Source organism: Antarcticibacterium flavum (assembly GCF_006159205.1).
Classification (GTDB): domain Bacteria; phylum Bacteroidota; class Bacteroidia; order Flavobacteriales; family Flavobacteriaceae; genus Gillisia; species Gillisia flava.
This window is the reverse complement of the sequence record NZ_CP040812.1, coordinates 3,610,243-3,630,665: the sequence shown is the minus strand read 5'-3', so window position 1 is coordinate 3,630,665 and position 20,423 is coordinate 3,610,243. Positions and strand designations below refer to the sequence as shown.

The 20,423-nt window shown below is 38.5% G+C and carries 19 protein-coding genes; 6 read left to right on the top strand and 13 right to left on the bottom strand.

Going from position 1 to position 20,423, the window contains the following annotated elements:
• Positions 1 to 27: 27 nt before the first annotated feature.
• On the bottom strand, positions 28 to 393 hold the full coding sequence (locus tag FHG64_RS15880) for a hypothetical protein (protein WP_139067317.1): 366 nt from the start codon (positions 391 to 393) through the stop codon (positions 28 to 30).
• A 363-nt stretch (positions 394 to 756) separates the two neighbouring features.
• On the opposite strand from FHG64_RS15880, the gene FHG64_RS19315 reads away from it, so the two are divergent.
• The 3 genes from FHG64_RS19315 (at position 757) to FHG64_RS15865 (ending at position 4,049) form a co-directional block, all read left to right on the top strand.
• The gene (locus tag FHG64_RS19315; protein WP_174760406.1) at positions 757 to 1,383 is read left to right on the top strand and encodes a putative quinol monooxygenase; all 627 of its coding nucleotides are present in this window, start codon (positions 757 to 759) and stop codon (positions 1,381 to 1,383) included.
• Between the two features lie 74 nt (positions 1,384 to 1,457).
• Entirely contained in the window at positions 1,458 to 2,321 is an 864-nt protein-coding gene (locus tag FHG64_RS15870; protein WP_139067316.1) for a helix-turn-helix domain-containing protein, read from the top strand.
• A gap of 186 nt (positions 2,322 to 2,507) precedes the next feature.
• A complete protein-coding gene (locus FHG64_RS15865) occupies positions 2,508 to 4,049 on the top strand; it encodes an IS1182 family transposase (protein WP_218937522.1) in 1,542 nt (513 codons plus the stop codon).
• Between the two features lie 99 nt (positions 4,050 to 4,148).
• Here FHG64_RS15865 and FHG64_RS15860 read toward each other — a convergent pair whose 3' ends face one another.
• On the bottom strand, positions 4,149 to 4,538 hold the full coding sequence (locus tag FHG64_RS15860; RefSeq protein WP_139067315.1) for a hypothetical protein: 390 nt from the start codon (positions 4,536 to 4,538) through the stop codon (positions 4,149 to 4,151).
• Positions 4,539 to 5,177: 639 nt separating this feature from the next.
• Positions 5,178 to 5,957 carry a tetratricopeptide repeat protein gene (locus FHG64_RS15855; protein ID WP_139067314.1) on the bottom strand — a complete coding sequence of 260 codons (780 nt, stop codon included), beginning with the start codon at positions 5,955 to 5,957 and terminating at the stop codon, positions 5,178 to 5,180.
• A 181-nt stretch (positions 5,958 to 6,138) separates the two neighbouring features.
• On the opposite strand from FHG64_RS15855, the gene FHG64_RS15850 reads away from it, so the two are divergent.
• On the top strand, positions 6,139 to 7,680 hold the full coding sequence (locus FHG64_RS15850; protein WP_218937521.1) for an IS1182 family transposase: 1,542 nt from the start codon (positions 6,139 to 6,141) through the stop codon (positions 7,678 to 7,680).
• Positions 7,681 to 7,815: 135 nt separating this feature from the next.
• Here FHG64_RS15850 and FHG64_RS15845 read toward each other — a convergent pair whose 3' ends face one another.
• Together FHG64_RS15845 and xerA are read right to left on the bottom strand one after the other, a co-directional pair.
• Positions 7,816 to 8,463, bottom strand: a complete 648-nt coding sequence (locus FHG64_RS15845) for a hypothetical protein (RefSeq protein WP_139067313.1) — start codon at positions 8,461 to 8,463, stop codon at positions 7,816 to 7,818.
• Between the two features lie 235 nt (positions 8,464 to 8,698).
• Positions 8,699 to 9,826 (bottom strand): site-specific tyrosine recombinase/integron integrase, encoded by a 1,128-nt coding sequence (gene xerA, locus FHG64_RS15840; RefSeq protein ID WP_139067312.1) that lies wholly within the window; start codon positions 9,824 to 9,826, stop codon positions 8,699 to 8,701.
• A gap of 83 nt (positions 9,827 to 9,909) precedes the next feature.
• On the opposite strand from xerA, the gene FHG64_RS15835 reads away from it, so the two are divergent.
• Positions 9,910 to 10,299 (top strand): hypothetical protein, encoded by a 390-nt coding sequence (locus FHG64_RS15835; RefSeq protein ID WP_139067311.1) that lies wholly within the window; start codon positions 9,910 to 9,912, stop codon positions 10,297 to 10,299.
• Positions 10,300 to 10,570: 271 nt separating this feature from the next.
• Here FHG64_RS15835 and FHG64_RS19645 read toward each other — a convergent pair whose 3' ends face one another.
• The 4 genes from FHG64_RS19645 to FHG64_RS15815 all read right to left on the bottom strand — a co-directional run bounded on the left by FHG64_RS19645 (position 10,571) and on the right by FHG64_RS15815 (position 14,046).
• On the bottom strand, positions 10,571 to 10,678 hold the full coding sequence (locus FHG64_RS19645) for a DUF1801 domain-containing protein (protein WP_246054151.1): 108 nt from the start codon (positions 10,676 to 10,678) through the stop codon (positions 10,571 to 10,573).
• Between the two features lie 746 nt (positions 10,679 to 11,424).
• Positions 11,425 to 12,108 (bottom strand): hypothetical protein, encoded by a 684-nt coding sequence (locus FHG64_RS15825; RefSeq protein ID WP_139067310.1) that lies wholly within the window; start codon positions 12,106 to 12,108, stop codon positions 11,425 to 11,427.
• 190 nt (positions 12,109 to 12,298) lie between these two features.
• Positions 12,299 to 12,937 carry a hypothetical protein gene (locus tag FHG64_RS15820; RefSeq protein WP_139067309.1) on the bottom strand — a complete coding sequence of 213 codons (639 nt, stop codon included), beginning with the start codon at positions 12,935 to 12,937 and terminating at the stop codon, positions 12,299 to 12,301.
• A 386-nt stretch (positions 12,938 to 13,323) separates the two neighbouring features.
• Positions 13,324 to 14,046: a DoxX family protein gene (locus tag FHG64_RS15815; protein WP_139067308.1), complete on the bottom strand. Its 723-nt coding sequence runs from the start codon at positions 14,044 to 14,046 to the stop codon at positions 13,324 to 13,326.
• 347 nt (positions 14,047 to 14,393) lie between these two features.
• On the opposite strand from FHG64_RS15815, the gene FHG64_RS15810 reads away from it, so the two are divergent.
• Complete coding sequence (locus tag FHG64_RS15810) at positions 14,394 to 15,461, top strand: IS110 family RNA-guided transposase (protein WP_139065601.1); 1,068 nt, start codon at positions 14,394 to 14,396, stop codon at positions 15,459 to 15,461.
• A gap of 1,104 nt (positions 15,462 to 16,565) precedes the next feature.
• On the opposite strand, the gene FHG64_RS15805 is transcribed toward FHG64_RS15810, so the two are convergent.
• The 4 genes from FHG64_RS15805 to FHG64_RS15795 form a co-directional block, all read right to left on the bottom strand.
• Positions 16,566 to 17,663 carry a sensor histidine kinase gene (locus tag FHG64_RS15805; protein ID WP_139067307.1) on the bottom strand — a complete coding sequence of 366 codons (1,098 nt, stop codon included), beginning with the start codon at positions 17,661 to 17,663 and terminating at the stop codon, positions 16,566 to 16,568.
• Between the two features lie 5 nt (positions 17,664 to 17,668).
• Positions 17,669 to 18,433 carry a LytR/AlgR family response regulator transcription factor gene (locus FHG64_RS15800; protein ID WP_139067306.1) on the bottom strand — a complete coding sequence of 255 codons (765 nt, stop codon included), beginning with the start codon at positions 18,431 to 18,433 and terminating at the stop codon, positions 17,669 to 17,671.
• Positions 18,434 to 18,608: 175 nt separating this feature from the next.
• A complete protein-coding gene (locus FHG64_RS19835) occupies positions 18,609 to 18,734 on the bottom strand; it encodes a hypothetical protein (protein ID WP_262710269.1) in 126 nt (41 codons plus the stop codon).
• Positions 18,735 to 18,741: 7 nt separating this feature from the next.
• Positions 18,742 to 19,296: a hypothetical protein gene (locus tag FHG64_RS15795; protein WP_139067305.1), complete on the bottom strand. Its 555-nt coding sequence runs from the start codon at positions 19,294 to 19,296 to the stop codon at positions 18,742 to 18,744.
• Between the last annotated feature and the right edge of the window lie 1,127 nt (positions 19,297 to 20,423).

Below are 20,423 nucleotides of genomic sequence, written 5' to 3'. Positions count from 1 at the left end.
ACCAAAAAGAGCATCCTGTAAATAAAATCATGCTAAGTTAAAAGATGCAGTTGGTGGGCCGGATACAATTATTTCATTTACTGTGGCGGTGTCGGGTAATTGGACTGTATAAAAATTTCCTTTATCATATAAAGTATCGCCCTTTTTGTCTACATACCAGATCCGGTTTACATATTCTTCTCCATTGACTACTTTGAATTCTTCATTTACTTCGTAATCATCATAAGAGGTTTTGTATAATCCACTTTTGAGAGAGTCCGTTCCGAGTTCTGGAGAAGTTGAGGCAGAAGAATCAGAATCTTTTTTGCAACTTAAAGATAGAAGAATCAGAAGTGCCGATAAGAACATTGCAACTTTAAGAATCCCGTTTTTCAGTAATTCAGTTTTTTTCATTTCATTTTCTTGAAATTATGCACAACGTGTTTGTGTATGATTTCGTTGCGTGTTTCAGCAACTAAATTAGTAAACTAAAACGAACCAGAGGAAATTCCGCAGGAATTTCCAAGTAGGCTAGAACTAGCAATGAATTATACACGTTGTTATGTGCATACTGGATTCAATAGTAATGCTTTTCAGAAAATCGTCCATGCCATAGTAATAAATATCCATTCCACAGTCCTTTGTTTCACCCCAAATTTGCATTGTAACAAAAAAACAAGAAAAAATGAAAACTACAGTTCCATTAAAATTAGTGCTCATAGTTTTTTACTAGGATTTACAACTCAAACATTTTCAAAAACTAAAAACACAAACATTATGAACAGTACAAAAAATGAAACAATCGGATTATTAGTAATTATGAAAGCAAAGCCAGGAAAAGAGCAAGACGTTAAAAACTTTTTGCTTGGTGGATTAGCACTAGTCAATCAAGAACCCCAAACAGTATCTTGGTTTGCCTTTCAGATAGACAGTAAAACTTTTGGTATCTATGATACCTTTGAAGTAGAAGAAGGTAGGCAAGCTCATTTAACAGGCGAAGTTGCAAAGGCATTATTAGCAAATGCAGGTGATTTGTTAGAAGATTTTGATCCTAGTACAGATATTCAACCAACAGATGTATTGGTATCTAATCATAAGTCCGGATTGCAAAACAATGGCTTACTTGTTATTATGAAATCTAAAGAAGCAAAGACAGCAGATGTCGAAAATTTTCTTAATGTTGGAAAACAATTAGTAAGTGATGAGCCAAAGACTTTATCTTGGTATGCTATAAAAATAGATGCAACTACTTATGCAATCTTTGATACCTTTGCAGATGATTCAGGTAGAGATGCTCATTTAACAGGTAAAGTTGCTGCAGCACTTATGGAAAATGCTCCTGTTCTTTTAGAAGGTTTCCAAGCAACTGCAATTCAAAAAATAGATATTATAGCTTCCAAATAATTTATATCTTTAGAAAGGAGTGTAAAACACTCCTTTCTTTTCATATGTAATATTAAATAAAGAAATATATTCTTATGGCTCAAATTATTATAGATAAACAAAATGGTGAATTAGCCTTTAGACTAGAAAGGTTTGAAAATCTTAATCAATTTGATCATTTACAAAGAAAAAATTATTATTCTATTATTTTACTTAACGCAAGCAACTATAAGTTAAGTGTAGACCTTTCTAATTATGAACTGCAAGGTTATCAAATGATTTGCTTGTCGCCTTATCAACCATTTATGATTTCTTCTGAAGAACGTTGTCAAGGCTGGTTATTAAATTTTCACCCTGACTTTTTTTGTACATATCGTCATCAAAATGAAATTGAAACAGAAGGCGTTCTTTTTAACAACTTTCATGGATTACCACATTTTCAAATTTCTGAAGAAGGGCTGTTTTTTAATCTCATAGACCAAATTTCTAAAGAGATGGATAGAGATTCTATTGCTCAACATGAAGTTCTTGTGGCTTTTTTAAAGGTATTTTTGATAGAAGCAGTGAGACAGAAAAAACAATTCGATAAAGAGATAGTTCCAAAATTTTCTGATGGTCAATCAGAAATCCTACAAAATTTAGTAGATTCTATTGAGAAAAATTATTGTGAATTACATTCTCCGAAAGATTATGCAGATGTTTTGTGTGTTAGTACAAAAACATTGGCAGGGATTGTAAAAAAATATTTACAGCAAACACCTAGCGATTTAATTTCTAATAGAATTGTTATAGCGGCTAAACGAGAGCTATATTTAACATCAAAACCTTTGAAACAGATTGCAGCTAGACTTGGTTATTATGATGAATTTTATTTTAGTCGATTTTTTAAGAAAAAAGTAGGTGTTTCTCCAGATAATTACAGAAAGACAGTAGGTTTCGCCAAACTAGAAAGGCTATAATTATCAGGTGGTCTTAAGTTGCACATAACGTCTCGTATAAAAACTGTGCGAGCTGGCGTGCGTGATTGTCCGCAGGACAATCCGCTAAGCAAGCGAGCGCAAAGTTTCGATTCGAGACCAAATTAAGCATTGTTTTTATATGTTGTGCCTGTTGCACAAGTTACTGAAATTAGGTAATTTCATGGAATGCAAGGCAAAAAAGACTATCAGGAAAAACTCTTCACTTCGTTTAGGTTGAGTGACCGAATTCCCAAAGAAAATTTTTATCGCAGATTAAAGGAAGCCCTTAACCTGGATTTCCTCTATCCGCTTACTCAAAAATTCTACGGCGGGAGCGGACAAAAAAGTATCGACCCCGTGGTGTATTTCAAGATCTGCCTGGTGGGATATCTTGAGAATATCACTACAGATCGTGGCGTGATGGACCACTGCGCCATGCGACTGGACATCCTTTATTTTTTGGGATATGATGTCGATGAGGAACTTCCCTGGCACAGCACCATAAGCCGTACCCGTAAACTTTTTCCCGATGATATTTTTGAAGAGGTCTTTACCCGGGTATTGAAATTATGCATTGAAGCAGGACTTGTAAGCGGCCATACACAGGCTATAGATTCAGCTCCCGTAAAAGCCAATGCTTCTATGGATAGCCTGGAGCTTAAAGTCCCGGCAGAAGATCTCGAGGAGCATCTCTCAAAGCTGCGTGTGCAAAGCAGCAGTGACCGAAAGGCCAAAGGGAACAAAGCTCCTAAAGAACAACAAAGTATAACGGCCAGTAAATCTGAACTACAGGAAATCAAGAGCCGAAACAAAAGATGGAGCGAAGACCAGGATATGAAACCCGGCGCAAAAAACAAAGGCAGTAAATACACCAGTAACAAAACCCATTACAGCCCTACAGATCCCGATGCGCGGATTAGTGTCAAACCCGGTAAGGCCAGGAAACTGAATTATCTGTGCAACATCGCCGTTGATACCAGGACAAATGTGATAACAGATGTACAAGCCTACCACGCAGATAAAAAAGACACTAAATACCTTCAGGACACCGCCGGGAGATTAAACAGACGTCTTCGCCGGGAAGGCCTCATCTGGGAAAATGTACTGGCAGATGCCGGTTACAGCAGCGGTGAAAATTATGCATATTTCGAAAACAAAGGTCTCACCACTTACATTCCTCCACACGGAACCTACAAGGGCGGGCCTGAAGGATTCCAATATTTCAAAGAAGGGAATTACTGGCTATGTCCCCATGGGAAAAAGGTAACTCACCGTAATCAGAAAATGGAAAACGGAAACCTAAAGGATAATTATTTTACTACAAGAGCAGATTGTAAAGGCTGTCCCATAAAAACCGCCTGCATCGGGAAAAGCCACGAAAAAAGGATCAACATTACCGCATATCGCGAGGAGTATGACAGGAATATTGAACGAATAAAAAGCAGGCGCGGCCGTTATATGAAAGGCAAACGCCAAAGCACGGTGGAGCCTGTCTTCGGAACTCTCAAGGAATTTATGGGCCTACGGAAAATAAACACCATCGGAATTCGCCAGGCAAATAAATGTATGCACCTGGCCGCCATTGCATATAACCTCAAAAAATATCTGAAATTCACCACAAAACGGGTAAAATCGGGAGCAGGACAGCTTGCTTCGCCTTCTCCTTTTAAAAACCTCCTCCAGGAGCTAAGAAACTTACCTACAAGGCAACTTCATTTGAGCTATTGAGATTCTGAATTGAAGCCTAAAGTTCCTGAAAAAGGCTTATTTCAAATTGATTTTGCAGAATTAGAGGGTTGTGCAACGGTTACTGTTGTTAGCAAACGTTTATTTCCAGCCAACGTTGAGTTTTGTTAATTCCGCATTTAGAACAGCAAGAGAGTCCGGATCTATTAACTGAGTATTAATGGTAAAATCAATTTTGTCCGTTTTAAGAATATAATCACCAGCGAATTTTTTAACCCCTTTAATCTCAGCTTTTTTAGATTTAGTGCTAAACGGACTGTAATAGTTTATAAATCCGTTCTCAATAATAAGATACTGGAATTGTTTTAGGTATAAATAAGAACCTAAAAACATTATTGCAAATAGAATCCAAACATAATCTGTCCAATGTAAATCTTCTTTGAAAACGAATAAAATAAGAGACCAAATGGACCATAGGAGGCCTACTATTAGATAAATTTTTAATGGAGGGTTTTTATATTTGATTTTCATTTTTTCCATTGTTTGCTAACGTCTCGTATAAAAACTGTGCGAGCGGGCGTGCGTGATTGTCCGCAGGACAATCCGCTAAGCAAGCGAGCGCGGAGTTTCGATTCAAGAACAACTTAAGCATTGTTTTTATATGTTGTTACATACTTTGCCGACACGCCCGAGTAAACACGTTTTTTGAGCCGTTTTCTTTTCCGCGAGCCAGTAAAGTCCGCTGCGTTTTAATAATCACGTCATAATCCGCAGGAGTAAGCAAGTCCGATTTTCTCCGTTCTGTTTATCAGTCCGCATTGCATTTTCCTGTTCCCTCGAATTAGTAAGTAAATCTGGAAATTATCCGTACAGATTAACGGTCCGAAAGTTTACCAGTTAAAAATAAATTTTAGGGCTAACAAACTGATAAGTATGACTGCTAAAGCCAGCCCCGTAATTCTCTTATTTTCTCTATTAAAAAATGTTCCCATATCGCAGGCATTTTAAATTATTATTCCGTTTCGGAGGCATTGTATGTAACGTCTCGTATAAAAACTGTGCGAGCTGGCGTGCGTGATTGTCCGCAGGACAATCCGCTGAGCAAGCGAACACAGACTTTCGATTCAAGAACAAATTAAGCATTGTTTTTATACGTTGTTGTAAAACGTTTTATCTACTCGTTTCGTAAAGGTTTGCAATATTGGTTAAAGGTCTATTGATGATAAGTTCAGCTTGATTTATTGCCTCTGCAATTTGTCCAGGGGTCAATTTTTCTTCTAATTCCTTTATTTCATTAATTACAGATTGTTGCTGTAAAATAGAAAAGTCTCTCTTGAACTCATTGTAAATAAGGAACCAGGAGTAGCTTTTTAATAAATCCGTTTCCACGTTTAATCCGTCTCTGTACATATAAGCCAGATTTAAACGAGCAGAAGTTATTTTCCCACTTTTCATTAAATCTTCCGGGTTTTCCAGTTTCCCAATTTTTATTGCCCATTGTAACATTTTATCAAGATTTTTCTCTGTGCCTAAACCGTCTTGATAAGCACCAACAATATTGAACATACAGGTTATGTCATTGTTCCCTGCACATTGAAGAGCATATTCGAACGCTTTCTGATTACTTTGTAATACACCAACCCCGTTAGCGTAAGCCATCATCATTTTGTAAAGAGCATCATTCCAGCCTTGTTCGGCAGCTTTTTGGTACCATCCAATAGCAGAGTCTATATCTTTTTCAATTCCATACCCAAACTCAAGTGAAACACCATAATTGTATTGTGCCTCCGCAACGCCTAAGTCCGCTGCTTCTTTTAGTAAAGGAATGGCTTTAGCAAATTGTTGAGATTCAATGAAATCTTTCGATTGTTCATTTAATTCCTTCGCATTTTGTCCGAATAGGTTAATGCTTATGAAAGTCAGAATTAGAAAGGTTATTTGTTTAGTCATTTGTTTTTTCTAATGTTTTACAACGTCTCGTATAAAAACTGTGCGAGCTGGCGAGAGTGATTGTCCGCAGGACAATCCGCTGAGCAAGCGAGCACGGAACTTCGATTCGAGACCAAATTAAGCATTGTTTTTATATAATGTGCCTGTTGCACAAGTTACTGAAATTAGGTAATTTCATGGAATGCAAGGCAAAAAAGACTATCAGGAAAAACTCTTCACTTCGTTTAGGTTGAGTGACCGAATTCCCAAAGAAAATTTTTATCGCAGATTAAAGGAAGCCCTTAACCTGGATTTCCTCTATCCGCTTACTCAAAAATTCTACGGCGGGAGCGGACAAAAAAGTATCGACCCCGTGGTGTATTTCAAGATCTGCCTGGTGGGATATCTTGAGAATATCACTACAGATCGTGGCGTGATGGACCACTGCGCCATGCGACTGGACATCCTTTATTTTTTGGGATATGATGTCGATGAGGAACTTCCCTGGCACAGCACCATAAGCCGTACCCGTAAACTTTTTCCCGATGATATTTTTGAAGAGGTCTTTACCCGGGTATTGAAATTATGCATTGAAGCAGGACTTGTAAGCGGCCATACACAGGCTATAGATTCAGCTCCCGTAAAAGCCAATGCTTCTATGGATAGCCTGGAGCTTAAAGTCCCGGCAGAAGATCTCGAGGAGCATCTCTCAAAGCTGCGTGTGCAAAGCAGCAGTGACCGAAAGGCCAAAGGGAACAAAGCTCCTAAAGAACAACAAAGTATAACGGCCAGTAAATCTGAACTACAGGAAATCAAGAGCCGAAACAAAAGATGGAGCGAAGACCAGGATATGAAACCCGGCGCAAAAAACAAAGGCAGTAAATACACCAGTAACAAAACCCATTACAGCCCTACAGATCCCGATGCGCGGATTAGTGTCAAACCCGGTAAGGCCAGGAAACTGAATTATCTGTGCAACATCGCCGTTGATACCAGGACAAATGTGATAACAGATGTACAAGCCTACCACGCAGATAAAAAAGACACTAAATACCTTCAGGACACCGCCGGGAGATTAAACAGACGTCTTCGCCGGGAAGGCCTCATCTGGGAAAATGTACTGGCAGATGCCGGTTACAGCAGCGGTGAAAATTATGCATATTTCGAAAACAAAGGTCTCACCACTTACATTCCTCCACACGGAACCTACAAGGGCGGGCCTGAAGGATTCCAATATTTCAAAGAAGGGAATTACTGGCTATGTCCCCATGGGAAAAAGGTAACTCACCGTAATCAGAAAATGGAAAACGGAAACCTAAAGGATAATTATTTTACTACAAGAGCAGATTGTAAAGGCTGTCCCATAAAAACCGCCTGCATCGGGAAAAGCCACGAAAAAAGGATCAACATTACCGCATATCGCGAGGAGTATGACAGGAATATTGAACGAATAAAAAGCAGGCGCGGCCGTTATATGAAAGGCAAACGCCAAAGCACGGTGGAGCCTGTCTTCGGAACTCTCAAGGAATTTATGGGCCTACGGAAAATAAACACCATCGGAATTCGCCAGGCAAACAAATGTATGCACCTGGCCGCCATTGCATATAACCTCAAAAAATATCTGAAATTCACAACAAAACGGGTAAAATCGGGAGCAGGACAGCTTGCTTCGCTTTCGCCTTTTAAAAACCTCCTCCAGGAGCTTATAAACTTACCTGTAAGACAACTTCATTTGAGTTATTAAGATTCTGAATTGAAGCCTAAAGTTCCTGAAAAAGGCTTATTTCAAATTGATTTTGCAGAATTAGAGGCTTGTGCAACGGTTACTAATGTTGTGAGCTGTTTTTAATTTTGAAAAATGACAGGTGGGTTAGTCAAATCAAGGATTTTTGTATTCAGGATAATTGTATTTGTAAAGGGTGCGAATAACCATCTGGTTATTACCTGGATATTCCACTATTTTTTCCATTAAACGTCCTTTTAGATCATAAATATACCGGGTCTGTTCTTTTATAATTTTATGGCCTTTGTAGTACTTGATCTCCTTTGTAATCTCTTTTTCACCGTATTGATATTCTATATCTTCAAACGTATTAGTTTCAAATACTAAGCGATTTTTCTTATCATAAATGAAAGTTTCTCCTTTTAAACCTGATTGAGTATTTGGCAATGTATCTGAATTTGTATTGTTAAATACTTTCCTTATTTTTTTCTCATCTACGTAAGATATTATACTATCCAGCTGATCTTCTTTACTATAAAAATAAGTGCTGTAGACACTATTGAGAGCTTGTATATGAAAAATTTTATTGCCTAAACTATCTTTCTCATAAAAACTATAAAATCCATATTTTGATTCTTCTTCTGGTGTTGGAAATTCTTGTTTAATAATCCCACTTTGGTATTCAGTAAGTATTTCAGTCAAGGTGCTGTCCGAGCTATTTTCGTTAATACGCCATTCTTCTCTAACATTATTCACTGACGAAGTATCTATATACTTTTGAGAATACGAATTAAAAGAGATCATTATTAAGGAAAATATTTTTATCGTATTTGCAATGAAAACCCTTTTATATAAATAAAACAATTGATCGAGCTTGGTTGTCTGCAGGATTAAAAAGAATTTCATATTGTCTTCATTTATTAAATTCCGGGAGTAATTGCTCACAACGTACGTATAAATGTAATTTTACATTTACAATGTAAAATAATAAAGTTTATTTTTCAATAAATGCAGTATTACATTTAAATATGTTATGTGATTACGAATCTAGGGGATTTTTTATGTTAAAAAAAACATTTGTGGCCACGTGAGTGTAAATTTCTGTGGTTTTTGTGCTTTTATGTCCCAGCAGAACCTGTATGTATCTTATATCTGTTCCGCTCTCAAGGAGGTGCGTGGCAAATGAATGCCGTAACATATGTGGTGTAACGTTCTTTTTGATCTTTGCTTTTTTAGCTGCGTTCTTTACGATACAGGCCACGCTCTCTGGCGAGTACCTGCTGCGTAGGGGCCCTTCAAAAAGAAAAACAGATGGCCGCCATTTTAAATAATATTCCCTGAGTTCCTTCAGTAAGGTTTCCGAAAGTAAGGTATAACGGTCCTTATTACCTTTTCCAGATTTTACACGAATCAGCATCCTTTTCCCATCAATATCCGTCGGTTTCAAATTCAGCACCTCGTTCCTTCTTAAACCTGCAGAATATAGCAGGCTTACGATACATTTATGTTTAAGATTGTTGGTATTTGCAATAATTGCATGTACCTCCTCCTTGGCCAGCACCTGGGGCAACTTCTCCTCTACCCTTGGCCGCTCAATGGCATAGAACCTGTTGGGCATCTCCAGGACCACCTCGTAATAGAATTTGATGGAATTGATAGCCTGGTTCACATGAGAATGGGACGCCTTATTCCTTATTAGCTTTTGAAGATACATGCGTATGTCATTCTCATCCAGGTCTGCCAGCTCCCTGTCCTTATAATGATTTATAAATGCCTCGAAACAGGAAATATAAGTCCTCACCGTACTGTTGGCATAACACTTTAATTCCAGCTTGGACAAATAACTTTCTGGACAGGATCTCACTCCTTCCACCGGCTTCCTGTTGCGAAACCAATGAACATCAAATTCCTCATTCTGCCTCCCAAAAGCACTTTTCGGAAAAAAATAATTGGAATTCACCCAGGCCACTCCTCTAAAATGGCTGTAGATCAACTTTAAATTCCCCGGAGTGTTGGGTATAAAGTTCATATTGAATTCCTGGCTCCATTGTACCCCCGGCAAATCCTTCACCAGCGCATCCAGGACCTTGTCTGTATAGAACTGCAGGCCTATGCATTTTTGCTTTCCTATTAATAAATGCTTTAGGGTAATATATTTTTTTTCCATGGCAAAGTTTTATGGAATAAAATTAACTGAAGATCATCCCATAAAAGTAAATTATGCGTATATTATTCGTATAAGATACTGTTATGAAAGAGAATAGGCTTTGTTTAAATTGTAATGAGGTCCTGCTAGGAAGAAAAGACCAAAAATTTTGTGATGCTCATTGTAAAAGCGCTTACCACTATGAACAACTTCAAAACAACCCTAGCAGCTTTTACAAAAAAGTAGACCGGCAGTTAAAAAAGAACAGACAATTATTAAAATCCTATAACAAACCCGGGAAAGCAACTGTAAGAGCCGCAATTCTACTGGAACAAGGTTTCAATCCAAGATACTTCACCCATTTCTGGAAAAACAAAAAGGGCCATATCTATTTTTTCGTCTACGAATTCGGGTTCCATTCAGTTATGGAAAATGGCAAAAAGAAATATTTACTGGTTACCTGGCAGCCATATATGGAAAAAATAGACACTTAAGCCAACTTTCACGGCTCCGCCCCTCTAAGCCCCACTTGTAAAATGGAAAGAGTTGCTATTCTTCTCTTCCTCCACTTCTACATCATATCCCAGTTCATTGGAGAGGATTTTGCTAAAATATTATAAATTATATTATTTACCGGGGGGATAATTTAGTTTTCTAATAAATTTTCAAAAAAATCCTTATAATTAAATTTGAAATGATCTTTTTACCGGTCTCGTTTTGCAATAAGTTCAACAATGTACTTACTCTACATCTTAACATTTAGCCTTATGTGTACTCTTTACTAATGAATTCTAAAGTAGATCTTATTATTTTTCTAAGGACTTCCTCATTAATATGAGATAACTTATTGATGTAAATACACGCCTTCCCCATTTTATATTTTCCCAGGTCCTTAAGAAGATCCTTTTGATCCTCCCCCCGCTATATACATACAGGGAAATAGCAGCTTTTCTGGGAGAGAAGCCTACCTGGAACCAATCACCTTTTTGACTACTCCTTGTAGATTCATAATGATAGGTCCCAAATCCAATCATGGTAGGGCCACACATTTTAGGCTCCCACCCTGTTTCCTCCCGCATAATTTTTATTAATTCAAAACTATCTGCGCGTTTTTGTTCAGTATTTGCAAAATCCTGAATGAAGTCATTCACATTCGCATCAGTTACTTTGGTCTTAATTTCAGCCATAACTGGGATAGGTTAATATTAATAAATAGGAATCTCTCTTAATCTCTAAAATAGGAAATTCAAGGGCTCGAATTAAATTTTTATCTGAAATTTTGTACCCATTAAACCAAGGATATTTTCTTATTTCATCAAAATCAGAAAAGGGGGAGATGCATAAAAATTAAAAATGTTTCCGGATTAAATCTTACAGATCCTGCTGTCTTTCAGTTTTTAAGTGGGGTATCATTGGTTTCCGCTTAAAATAATTAAAATTCACCTTAAGCCTTAATGTATATTGTCTGAATACTTATCAACCTTAACAAGGGGGTGGTTTTGGATCTAAAATGATTTAGGAAAAATCACGCTTTTTAAAATTGGATAAAGCGCTGTTTCTATAGACATAGATTTTAGTCCAGGTTCTATATTCTAGCAGCGGAAGCGGTCCAGACTCTTTCACCGGACAGTAGTGAGCCGGGTGTTTAAACTTTCGAGGTAAGACCTTCTATCCATCAGGGAGGAAAGTTCTGCTTCAAAAGTAACCACCCTGCCAAGGTTGGGAAAAGTGAGTTTTGCTTTGGCAAGTGAGAGAGAAAGAGTAAGGTTAAAGTAATTCCAGATGAGGATCACATATTGTAAAACATCTGTTTTTACTATAGTGAACCCGGCCTTCTCCAGTGTTCGCTCATTCAGAATATAACTGGTTCCTTTTACTCTTATTCCGGCGTCCTTCGAATGATAGGAAGATGTGAGATGCAGAAGCCCTTCTATAAACTTCTGCAGGATGAGATTTGTGCGCTGTTGCCCATTAAGATCTCTGTCAATAACAAAAAAATAATCAAACAGGGTCCCCCCATGTATAACTATTGCAGCTTTCCTTTCGGTTTCTGCCAGGAAAAGGGAAGAGAAATAGGTGAGTTTGCCATTCTTCACCATCTGGGGTGTATCAAAGAAAGGTGCTATAATAGAAAGGGATATGGCAAAAGTAAATAGCACTAAAAGATACCAGCCCGTAAAAATGGAAATTAAAAGCATGAGAAGATTAAACCCGAGAGCGCCAAGGCCTATAAGGAGCAGGATCTTATTTTGCTTCTTTCTTGATCTTTTGTAAAAAGTATGATCCGCGGGAATTTTCTGCATATAATTTTTTCTATTCCGAATTTTGATGTTTGCCGCCTGGTTTAAAAACCAGCATCCTCCTTGTTCCTTAAAAAACGCGTGATACCGGAATTTTCTTTAAAGTTAGAAAATTCCGGAACAATCAGAGTTTAAATTGAAGGCTTACCCTGTATTAAGGAATATACAAATACGAAAGGAAAAATTAAATTTATCATTCCATCTCCAGGGAAAAGGTATTCTGCGTACCATACTTCTCCTCTTTGCCAATCGAGATCATATACCTGTCATAAGCTGCCCTGGCGAGCCATTGGGCTTGGTAGTGATCTTTTAATGCAGGATCCTGTGCAGCGGCTGCAGCGAGTTGGGAAGCAATTCTATAATCCTTGCTGTTATCGCTGTGGTGATAAATAAAGGCCGCATAAAACTTATCCATCGGCTTAATGATTTGATCCTGTTGATGAAGGCTCATTACCTGCGCTAACCTTTCCTCATCCCTCTGCTCAAGCTTACCAAGGAGCCTTGAATACGATCTCAATTGTTGCCGGTCACCTTGATCTGTAGCATAAGCATATGCTAACTTTTCTTTCACTGTACCACTTTCCAATACCGCTTTTTCATAGGGCCGGAAGAGTGAAACAAAGATACCGGCCAGGGAAATGCATATAATTATCACCGGAATTTTAAAATATGCCCGGTTCATCCTCTTAAAAGCATGAATAATACCGGCAAGGATCAAAAATATTAGGGATAATAGAATAACTGCGAGCAAAACAAATTCAAAGGAGCGTATCTGGTAGGAAAGGATGGCAATGAGACCAATGATGATAAGGAAGATGATCTTTTTTTTCATTCTTTAAGTTTTGGGTTTACAATATAAGGACTGGATTGAAATTTAGTTGTTGCAGGGTAGTGTGAAGGTATTTAAATATAATATTATGATAATAAAGTGCACTTACTAAACCATAACCTGAAGCTGTTATTAAAAATTTTCTCTAAAATGCAACCGGGCAAAAAACGACACCCCTGAAATAATTATTCTAGTTAATTCTTAGACCTGCTCAATAAACTAAAAGAAATGTCCAAACATCTCCAGGTAAAATTTAAATTCTGCCGCTTTGTAAGTAAAGTGCATTTTTTCCTTCTCCACTAACTCCTCTTGCCTCCTCCTTCTATTTATTGCAGGGGATTATATAATCCTGCATTTTACACCAATAAAAAATATTTTCCCACCACCAATCAATCATCTGCTGCCATTTCATATTCTTCCAGGCAGGTGTCCAGTGGCTGGCCCTGGTTATGGACGCAATCACAAAAAGCAGCACCGGCGGCAGAGCGATTTGTGCCTTCAAATTGTTCGTTACAATAGGAGGTAGTATTCCGGGGCATCACCAAAAAACTGTTGGTAGTAAAAACCAAAGCTATCACCAGCACAAAAGAAACAGCACTTATAAAAAAGAATTTCAACGGGAACCTATTTGTATAGATAATTGGTTTGGGAAGGTTCACAGGTTGGGGGTCCCTAATGGGAAGGATAAACTTTAGCCTGTCATAATTCCAGAAAAGAAGAAAGATACAGGATAGGGTCATCAAAGGGGATGTAAGCAAGGAGCCGTCAAACCTTACAGCGTAGGACAAAATGAAAATATTCAGGATTATTGGAAAATAAAGCAAGGTGCCAAGAGTTACGGTCCTGGGGATGAGCAGCAGAATAGCAGCGACTACCTGCGCTACCCCAACAAAAGTATAGTAATACCCGGTATTCCAAAAGGCCGTTAAATAGGTCCCCATTGGATGGATCATCGATAAACCACTGGCAAAGCGCTCATCAAAGATCTTCACAAACCCGGCGGGGATAAACCCTGCAGCTAAGGCCACCCTGTTAAAATAGGAAAACCACAGGACCCACCTGTTCTGTTTTACCTCAATATAAAATCTTTCAAATTTGGATAACCAGCTCATTAATTTGGTATACACAAGAATAAACACTTATCCCTGAACTTTAAGACGATACCTCATAGGTTTTGTTACAAACCCCGGGTTGATCTTATTTCATAAATTGTGATAAAAGTCTCTTAGTATAAAAACCCGGGAACTGTGGAGAGTTTTAAAAGTTGTCGGTTGTCGGTTTAAAAAAAGTTGTAGGTTGTAGGTTGTAGGATAAAAAGTTGTCGGTTATCGGTTATCTGTTGTCGGTTGAAAAAAGTGGAGAGTGGAAAGTGGAGAGGTCCTATGTTTGTATAAAAAAGCACAAGTTTCAGAAAAGTAGAGTAATTTAAAGGTGATAACTAACTCTAAAACTGAAACTTATGCAAAAGCAAGTTACAAAATTAGACTATACGGGCAAAGATATTTTTGTGGGCATTGACACTCATAAAAAGAGCTGGAATATTACGACAATGATGGGGCTATTTTCCAAAACCTTTAATGCACCTGCAAGTCCAGAGACTCTCCGGCATTATTTGGACAAGAAATTTCCCGGAGGAAACTATTTTAGTGCCTATGAAGCTGGATTTGCTGGATTTTGGCCTCATTATCAACTTCTTAAATTAGGGATTAATTCTATTGTGGTCAATGCAGCTGATATCCCTACGACCATTAAAGAGAAGGTTCAGAAGACAGATGTAAGGGACAGTAGAAAAATTGCAAAATCCTTGCAGAATAGAGATCTTACTCCCATCTATGTTCCCTCCCAGGAGTGTTTAGATGACAGAAGTCTCTGCAGGTATAGAAATACTGTTGTAAAGGAATTATCCAGAACAAAAAACAGAATAAGATCGTTTATCAATTTAAATGGCCTCAAAGTACCAGAAGATATCCCAGAAGGGAGGTGGCCGAAAAGATTGATAAATTGGTTAAAAGAAATTGACTTGAGTTTGTCTCTACGGCTAACTTTAAATGGATTGCTGGAGGATTATGAGCGACTAGCTGAGAAAAAAAAATGCATTACAAAACAAATAACTGAACTCTCCAGAACCAGCAGATATGAACAAGATGTGAAACTGCTTCGGAGTGTACCAGGAATCGGACTGGTAATAGCTATGGCCTTTTTAACTGAATTAGAGAATATGAATCGGTTTAAAACTTTTGATCAACTTTGCAGTTTTATAGGCTTTGTTCCTTCCACAAAATCCTCTGGAGAAAAAGAAAGTGTTGGCGAAATTACCTCAAGAGCTCAGGTTATTTTAAGACCACTTTTAATAGAGGCTTCCTGGATAGCGGTTCAAAAGGATCCTGCATTAGCTTGCAGATATGCCGAATTATGTCACAAAGGTCTAATGCCAAATAAAGCAATCATTAGAATTGCAAAAAAGCTATTAAGAAGAATACGATTTGTTCTAAAGAACAAAGAACTATATAAATTAGAAGTTGTATAATCTCTATAAAATTTCAATCCAATGAGACCGTTCACTTTCCACTGCAGCGATTTTGCGACTGTTATCGGAGAGACTACGGCTCATTATTCTTTAATGCTGAACAAGACACTGCAGCGATAAATCGACTGCTCATAGAAGGCTGTTTTATAGAATTACAACATCCGGGCACCCCAGGTAAGCTATGAAGACCGTGAGTTTTCTTAGCCATACCCGACATTGAATAATTGTAAAACCCCTTAACAAGAAGGGGCTCTACTTTTTTCATCGTCATAAACCCTATTGCTGTTGAGTTGCTCTCCAGCAGAGCTCAATTTCTCTTCGGATTTATGACTTAAATTTATGAAATTTTTAGCTTCTGGAACTTGGTTTACAACATAGAAGTGGAAAGTTGGAACGGTTAAAAAGTTGTAGGTTGTAGGTTGTAGGTTGAAAAAAGTTGTCGGTTGTAGGTTGTAGGTTGTAGGTTAAAAAAAAGTGGAAAGTGGTGAGTGGAAGTCTTCGCGTGTTAAAGGTTGTTTTTTGTCAGTTTTTGGTTGTAGGTGGTAAGGTTAATCTTTTCTTCTTCGAGGTTAATTATTGCTTAAACACAGAGTTAAAGGGAGTTCTAAAAAGGAGTTGCTCGGAGTTAAGCTTAGACGATTCCCCTCCTGCGGAGGGGTGCCTGAAAGGCGGGGTGGGCACTGCGGGAGATTGAATTATGTGAAAACAAAAAGCTAACAAAGCGAGCAAAGTAGTGTAATACTTTCACCTTTTTCTGTTTTACCCTTTCTGATTGCTTTCTGGAATTTGGAATCATTGTTGTCCGATTAAAATATGTAAAATTTCAATTAACCCTTTCTATATATAGTCAAAGGATATATCAACCTCGACCAGGGGGGGTTGGATTTAAAACAGTTTAGGGAATTTCAAGTTATGTAGCAGAATGTAAGTAACTATTTTCCAGGCACTCAGATTTTAGTCTAGGTTCTATATTCTAGCAGCGGAGCGGTCCAGACTCTTTTACCGGACAACAATGATTTGAAATTTGGAATTTGGTGCTTGGTGCCTGGTGCTTGGAATTTGGTTCCTGACATTTGGTGGAATTTGAAATTTTGAACGTGTTGCCTACAGCGGTATCCTCACCACCGTCTCCACCCCTGCCCCGGCTTCGGCTTTATTTCTTATTGCAAAAAAATAGCTCGTTCCATAGAGGTTTTTTAATCGATCATTTAAGTTGGCAAGACCAAGCCCTTTCAGCATAAGATCTGAAGAACCGGCAGTGAGACTTGCGCCGTTGTTCTCTACTTTGATCACAAGTTCCTTACGTTCAGCCTTAACAGTAATTACCACCTCCAGCTCCGGGTGGTCATAATTATAGCCGTGTTTTATGGAATTCTCTATTAGCGGTTGTAAAACCAGGGCAGGAACTTTTTTATGCAGCAGGCTTTCATCTATTTCTTTTCGAATCCTGAGATCTCCTGAAAACCTCACGTTAAGAATATTTAGATAATACTCAAGGGTCCTTAGCTCCTTCTCCAGGGTGATCTCATTCTCATCACTGCTATACAGGATCTCGCGCAGGAAGTCGCTAAGGTCTGCAATGGTATCCCTGGCCTTTGCAGGATCCAGGTCTGCCAGGACAGAAATGCTGTTAAGGGTGTTGAACAAGAAATGCGGCTGCAACTGCGAGGAGAGCATTTTCATACGGGTGTTGACCAGCTTTGTTTCCAGCAAATTTCGCTGCTTCTCATTCTCCTTGACTTCCTTGAGGTAATAGTAGGTGTAAATGATAAAAACCATCGCAAAATAGATGAGGAAATTAACGTCAATAACAGACATGAACCTGTGCAGGCTTTCCTGCACCTCATATTCTGCCGGGTCAATATAGCCTGAAAGTATCCCAAAAAGGTCGAATGCTACCCTTATAAAGAAACCTATTAATATAGATAGGACGGTGTGGATGATAATGATCTTTTCCCAGGGGTAGTTCCTGTTGAGCAGGCGCTTTGTACTTATCGCGATAAGGCTCATATAAATGACCACCACCAGCCAGTCTATGAGGATAGTATATAGCAGGATATCCCTCCAGGACTCTTCATTCCCACGGGAAAAATGATGGCGAAAATAGGCGATCTTCCCAATGTATATGATCCCGAAGAGGGTATAAAACCCCGCAAGGAGCAGGATGAGCTTAAGGTCTATGTATTTTTTTATCCTGGGCATTTTCTTTACATCCCTATTTTTTCAAGGAATTGTTTTTTATTGGATTTACTTATATGCAGCAGTTTATCATCGCTCATTCTCACGTCTACTTCTGAAAATTCTGAATGCACCAGCTCCTTTATATGATTAATATTGATGATGGTAGACCTGTGGATCCTGCAAAAGCTTGCCGGGTCCAGCATATCTGCCAGGTTATTGAGAGATTCGCGCAGGACGAACTTCTTGTTTTCTGTATAAATTTCAGCATAATAGCCGGAAGCAATAATGTAATAAATTTGGGAAGCATCCAGAAGAACGGTCTTATTCCCCTGTTTTACCGGAATTCTTACCGGCGCCGTGGCAAATTTTGATTCTTCAGAATATAAGCGGAAAAGCTCCCTTACCCGCTTCTCGAAGTTTTGTTCGGCTTCAGGAGTGGTAAGGTTAAGCACTTTATTTATGGTGCGGTAAAAGCGCTCATCTTTGAACGGTTTCAGCAGGAAATCAAATGCATCAACATCAAATGCCCGGCTGGCGTAGTTATCGTGGGCAGTCACAAAAATCACGACCGGTTTGGGTGAGATGCTAATTTTTTGCAACACCTCAAAGCCATTCATATCCTTCATATTGATATCGAGAAAAATAAGGTTAGGCTTTAACTCGTTAATTTGTCTAATAGCCATTTTCCCGTTGGAACATTCGCCAAGGATCTTCATTTGAGGCACCTCCTCCAGCAGGTTCAGGATGCGTTTGCGTGCCAGTTCCTCGTCATCAATTACCAGGACCTTCATACATTTCAGGTTTTATCCCTCCAATTTAATTATTTAATCAGCCAGATCAACAAGCTGTTTAAAATAATGATTATCAAAAGGTCATATGTTTAATTTCTTCTGAAGATAATAAAAAAACGGCTGCTGCGCCTGTATGTGCTGCGAATGACTGCTTAGCTGAAATGAACGACCCTTTTTATGATATTAAGGCTTTATGCTGAAGGCTGTTTGCTGAATAAAAGATCACCCGTGGCCTCCTGCTTTCCCTGCCTGTCATGTAAGCGGAAGCATTTGGCAACTGGTGATCCCTCTCCTTTTTCATAGTATAATCAATTCCCGGCCAGGGCAAGACGGTCCAAGGCTGGTGCATCGATCTTTACCTTTTTCACCTGTCTCCCATTCTTAAGGGTTACCTTGTAGTAAGACCTGTCAATTTTCCCATTCTTCCCGTAAGCTATGTGTGAGTTCTTGACAACACTCCAGCCTTCATTATCCCTGAAAACCTGCTGTATCAAAGAGTAAGGCATAGCGACATTTTTAAACCGGTGGGAGATGGATTCCAGATTTCCATCCATGTCATATTCTGCATTGAGATTTCCTTTATTGCTTCTAAAGGTTACAATGTAGGAGTCATAATTGCTTTCATCTATAAGCGAGATAAATTGGCGGATGTTAAAATTGTTATTTAAAAAAGTTAGAGGATCCTTTTCAAACTCCCTGCTGTGGTCCTCCCTTACTTTCATAATATAAGAATTGCCATGCCGGGTCATTTCTGAGAACATTGGGTTGTAATCAACCCTTGTTTCATTAAGTTCAATAATACCCTGTGCCTGCGAGACCGCAGCTGCCAGGAACAATACCAGTGAAATTGCCAGAGTTTTCATAAGATTTGATTTTAAAGTGTTACTTTTTTTGATGTGATGAATAATTATTCTACACAGTAAAAATACCTCCTAACATCTTGATATTTAGAGCAAAAGATGCAGATATAACAATTGTAGTAACAAGAGAACAGGAATTTGATTTAAAAGGACTTTACCTTGAACAAGGTTCATATATCACAGGAAAATTTGTTTACATCAAAGTTTGGTTAGTTGGCCGGGGGTATGGGGTGTGTTGTGGGTTGAAAAGTTGTAGGTTGGAAAGTTGTAGGTTGAAAAGTTGTAGGTTGTAAGTTGTTAAAAGTTGTCGGTTGTCGGTAGTCGGTTGTCGGTTGATCAAAAAGTGGAGAGTGGAAAGTGGAGAGTGGAAAGTCAATGCGTATTATAAGATGTAGGGGTAGGGCTTGCCCCTACCCGGAGGTTGTCGGTTGAAAAAAGTGGAGAGTGGATAGTTGGAACGTGTTAAAAAGTTATAGAGAGAAAGTTGTCGGTTGTCTGTTATCTGTTGTCGGTTGAAAAGTTGTAGGTTGAGAAGTTGTAAGTTGTAGGTTGTAGGTTGTAGGTTGTAGTAAAAAGTTGTCGGTTATTGGTTGTCTGTTGTCGGTTGACAATTACCGGTTGTAGCTTGTAGGTTGACCTCCTGTGGCGAGCTTAATTTTTCTTTCTTCGAGGTTAATTGCTGCTTAACTACAGAGTAAAAGGAGTTCTAAAAAGGAGTCGCACGGAGTTAAGCTTTGACGATTCCCCTCCTGCGGAGGGGTGCCTGAAAGGCGGGGTGGGCACTTCGTGACCTTTAATAATCTGAAAACAAAAGAGAACAAAGCGAAAAAAGCATTGTAATACTTTCACCATTTTCTGTCTTTCCCTTTCTGATTGCTTTTTGGAATTTGGACTTTGGCGCCTGGAATTTGTAGTTTGGAATTTGGTGCTGGGAATTTGGAATTTCATTTATAATTCGGAATTTATTAAAAAATTCACAGTATTACGGAAACCCGTAAAAACCTTAGTCTTCTGTGTCCTACCTTTGATTTATGAGGGAAGATTTACATAAATATTACATTCCGAAATCTTTTATCAGGCAGGAGCTGCGGTACAATTTCCTGATTGGTTTTTTGATTGGTGTTACCCTC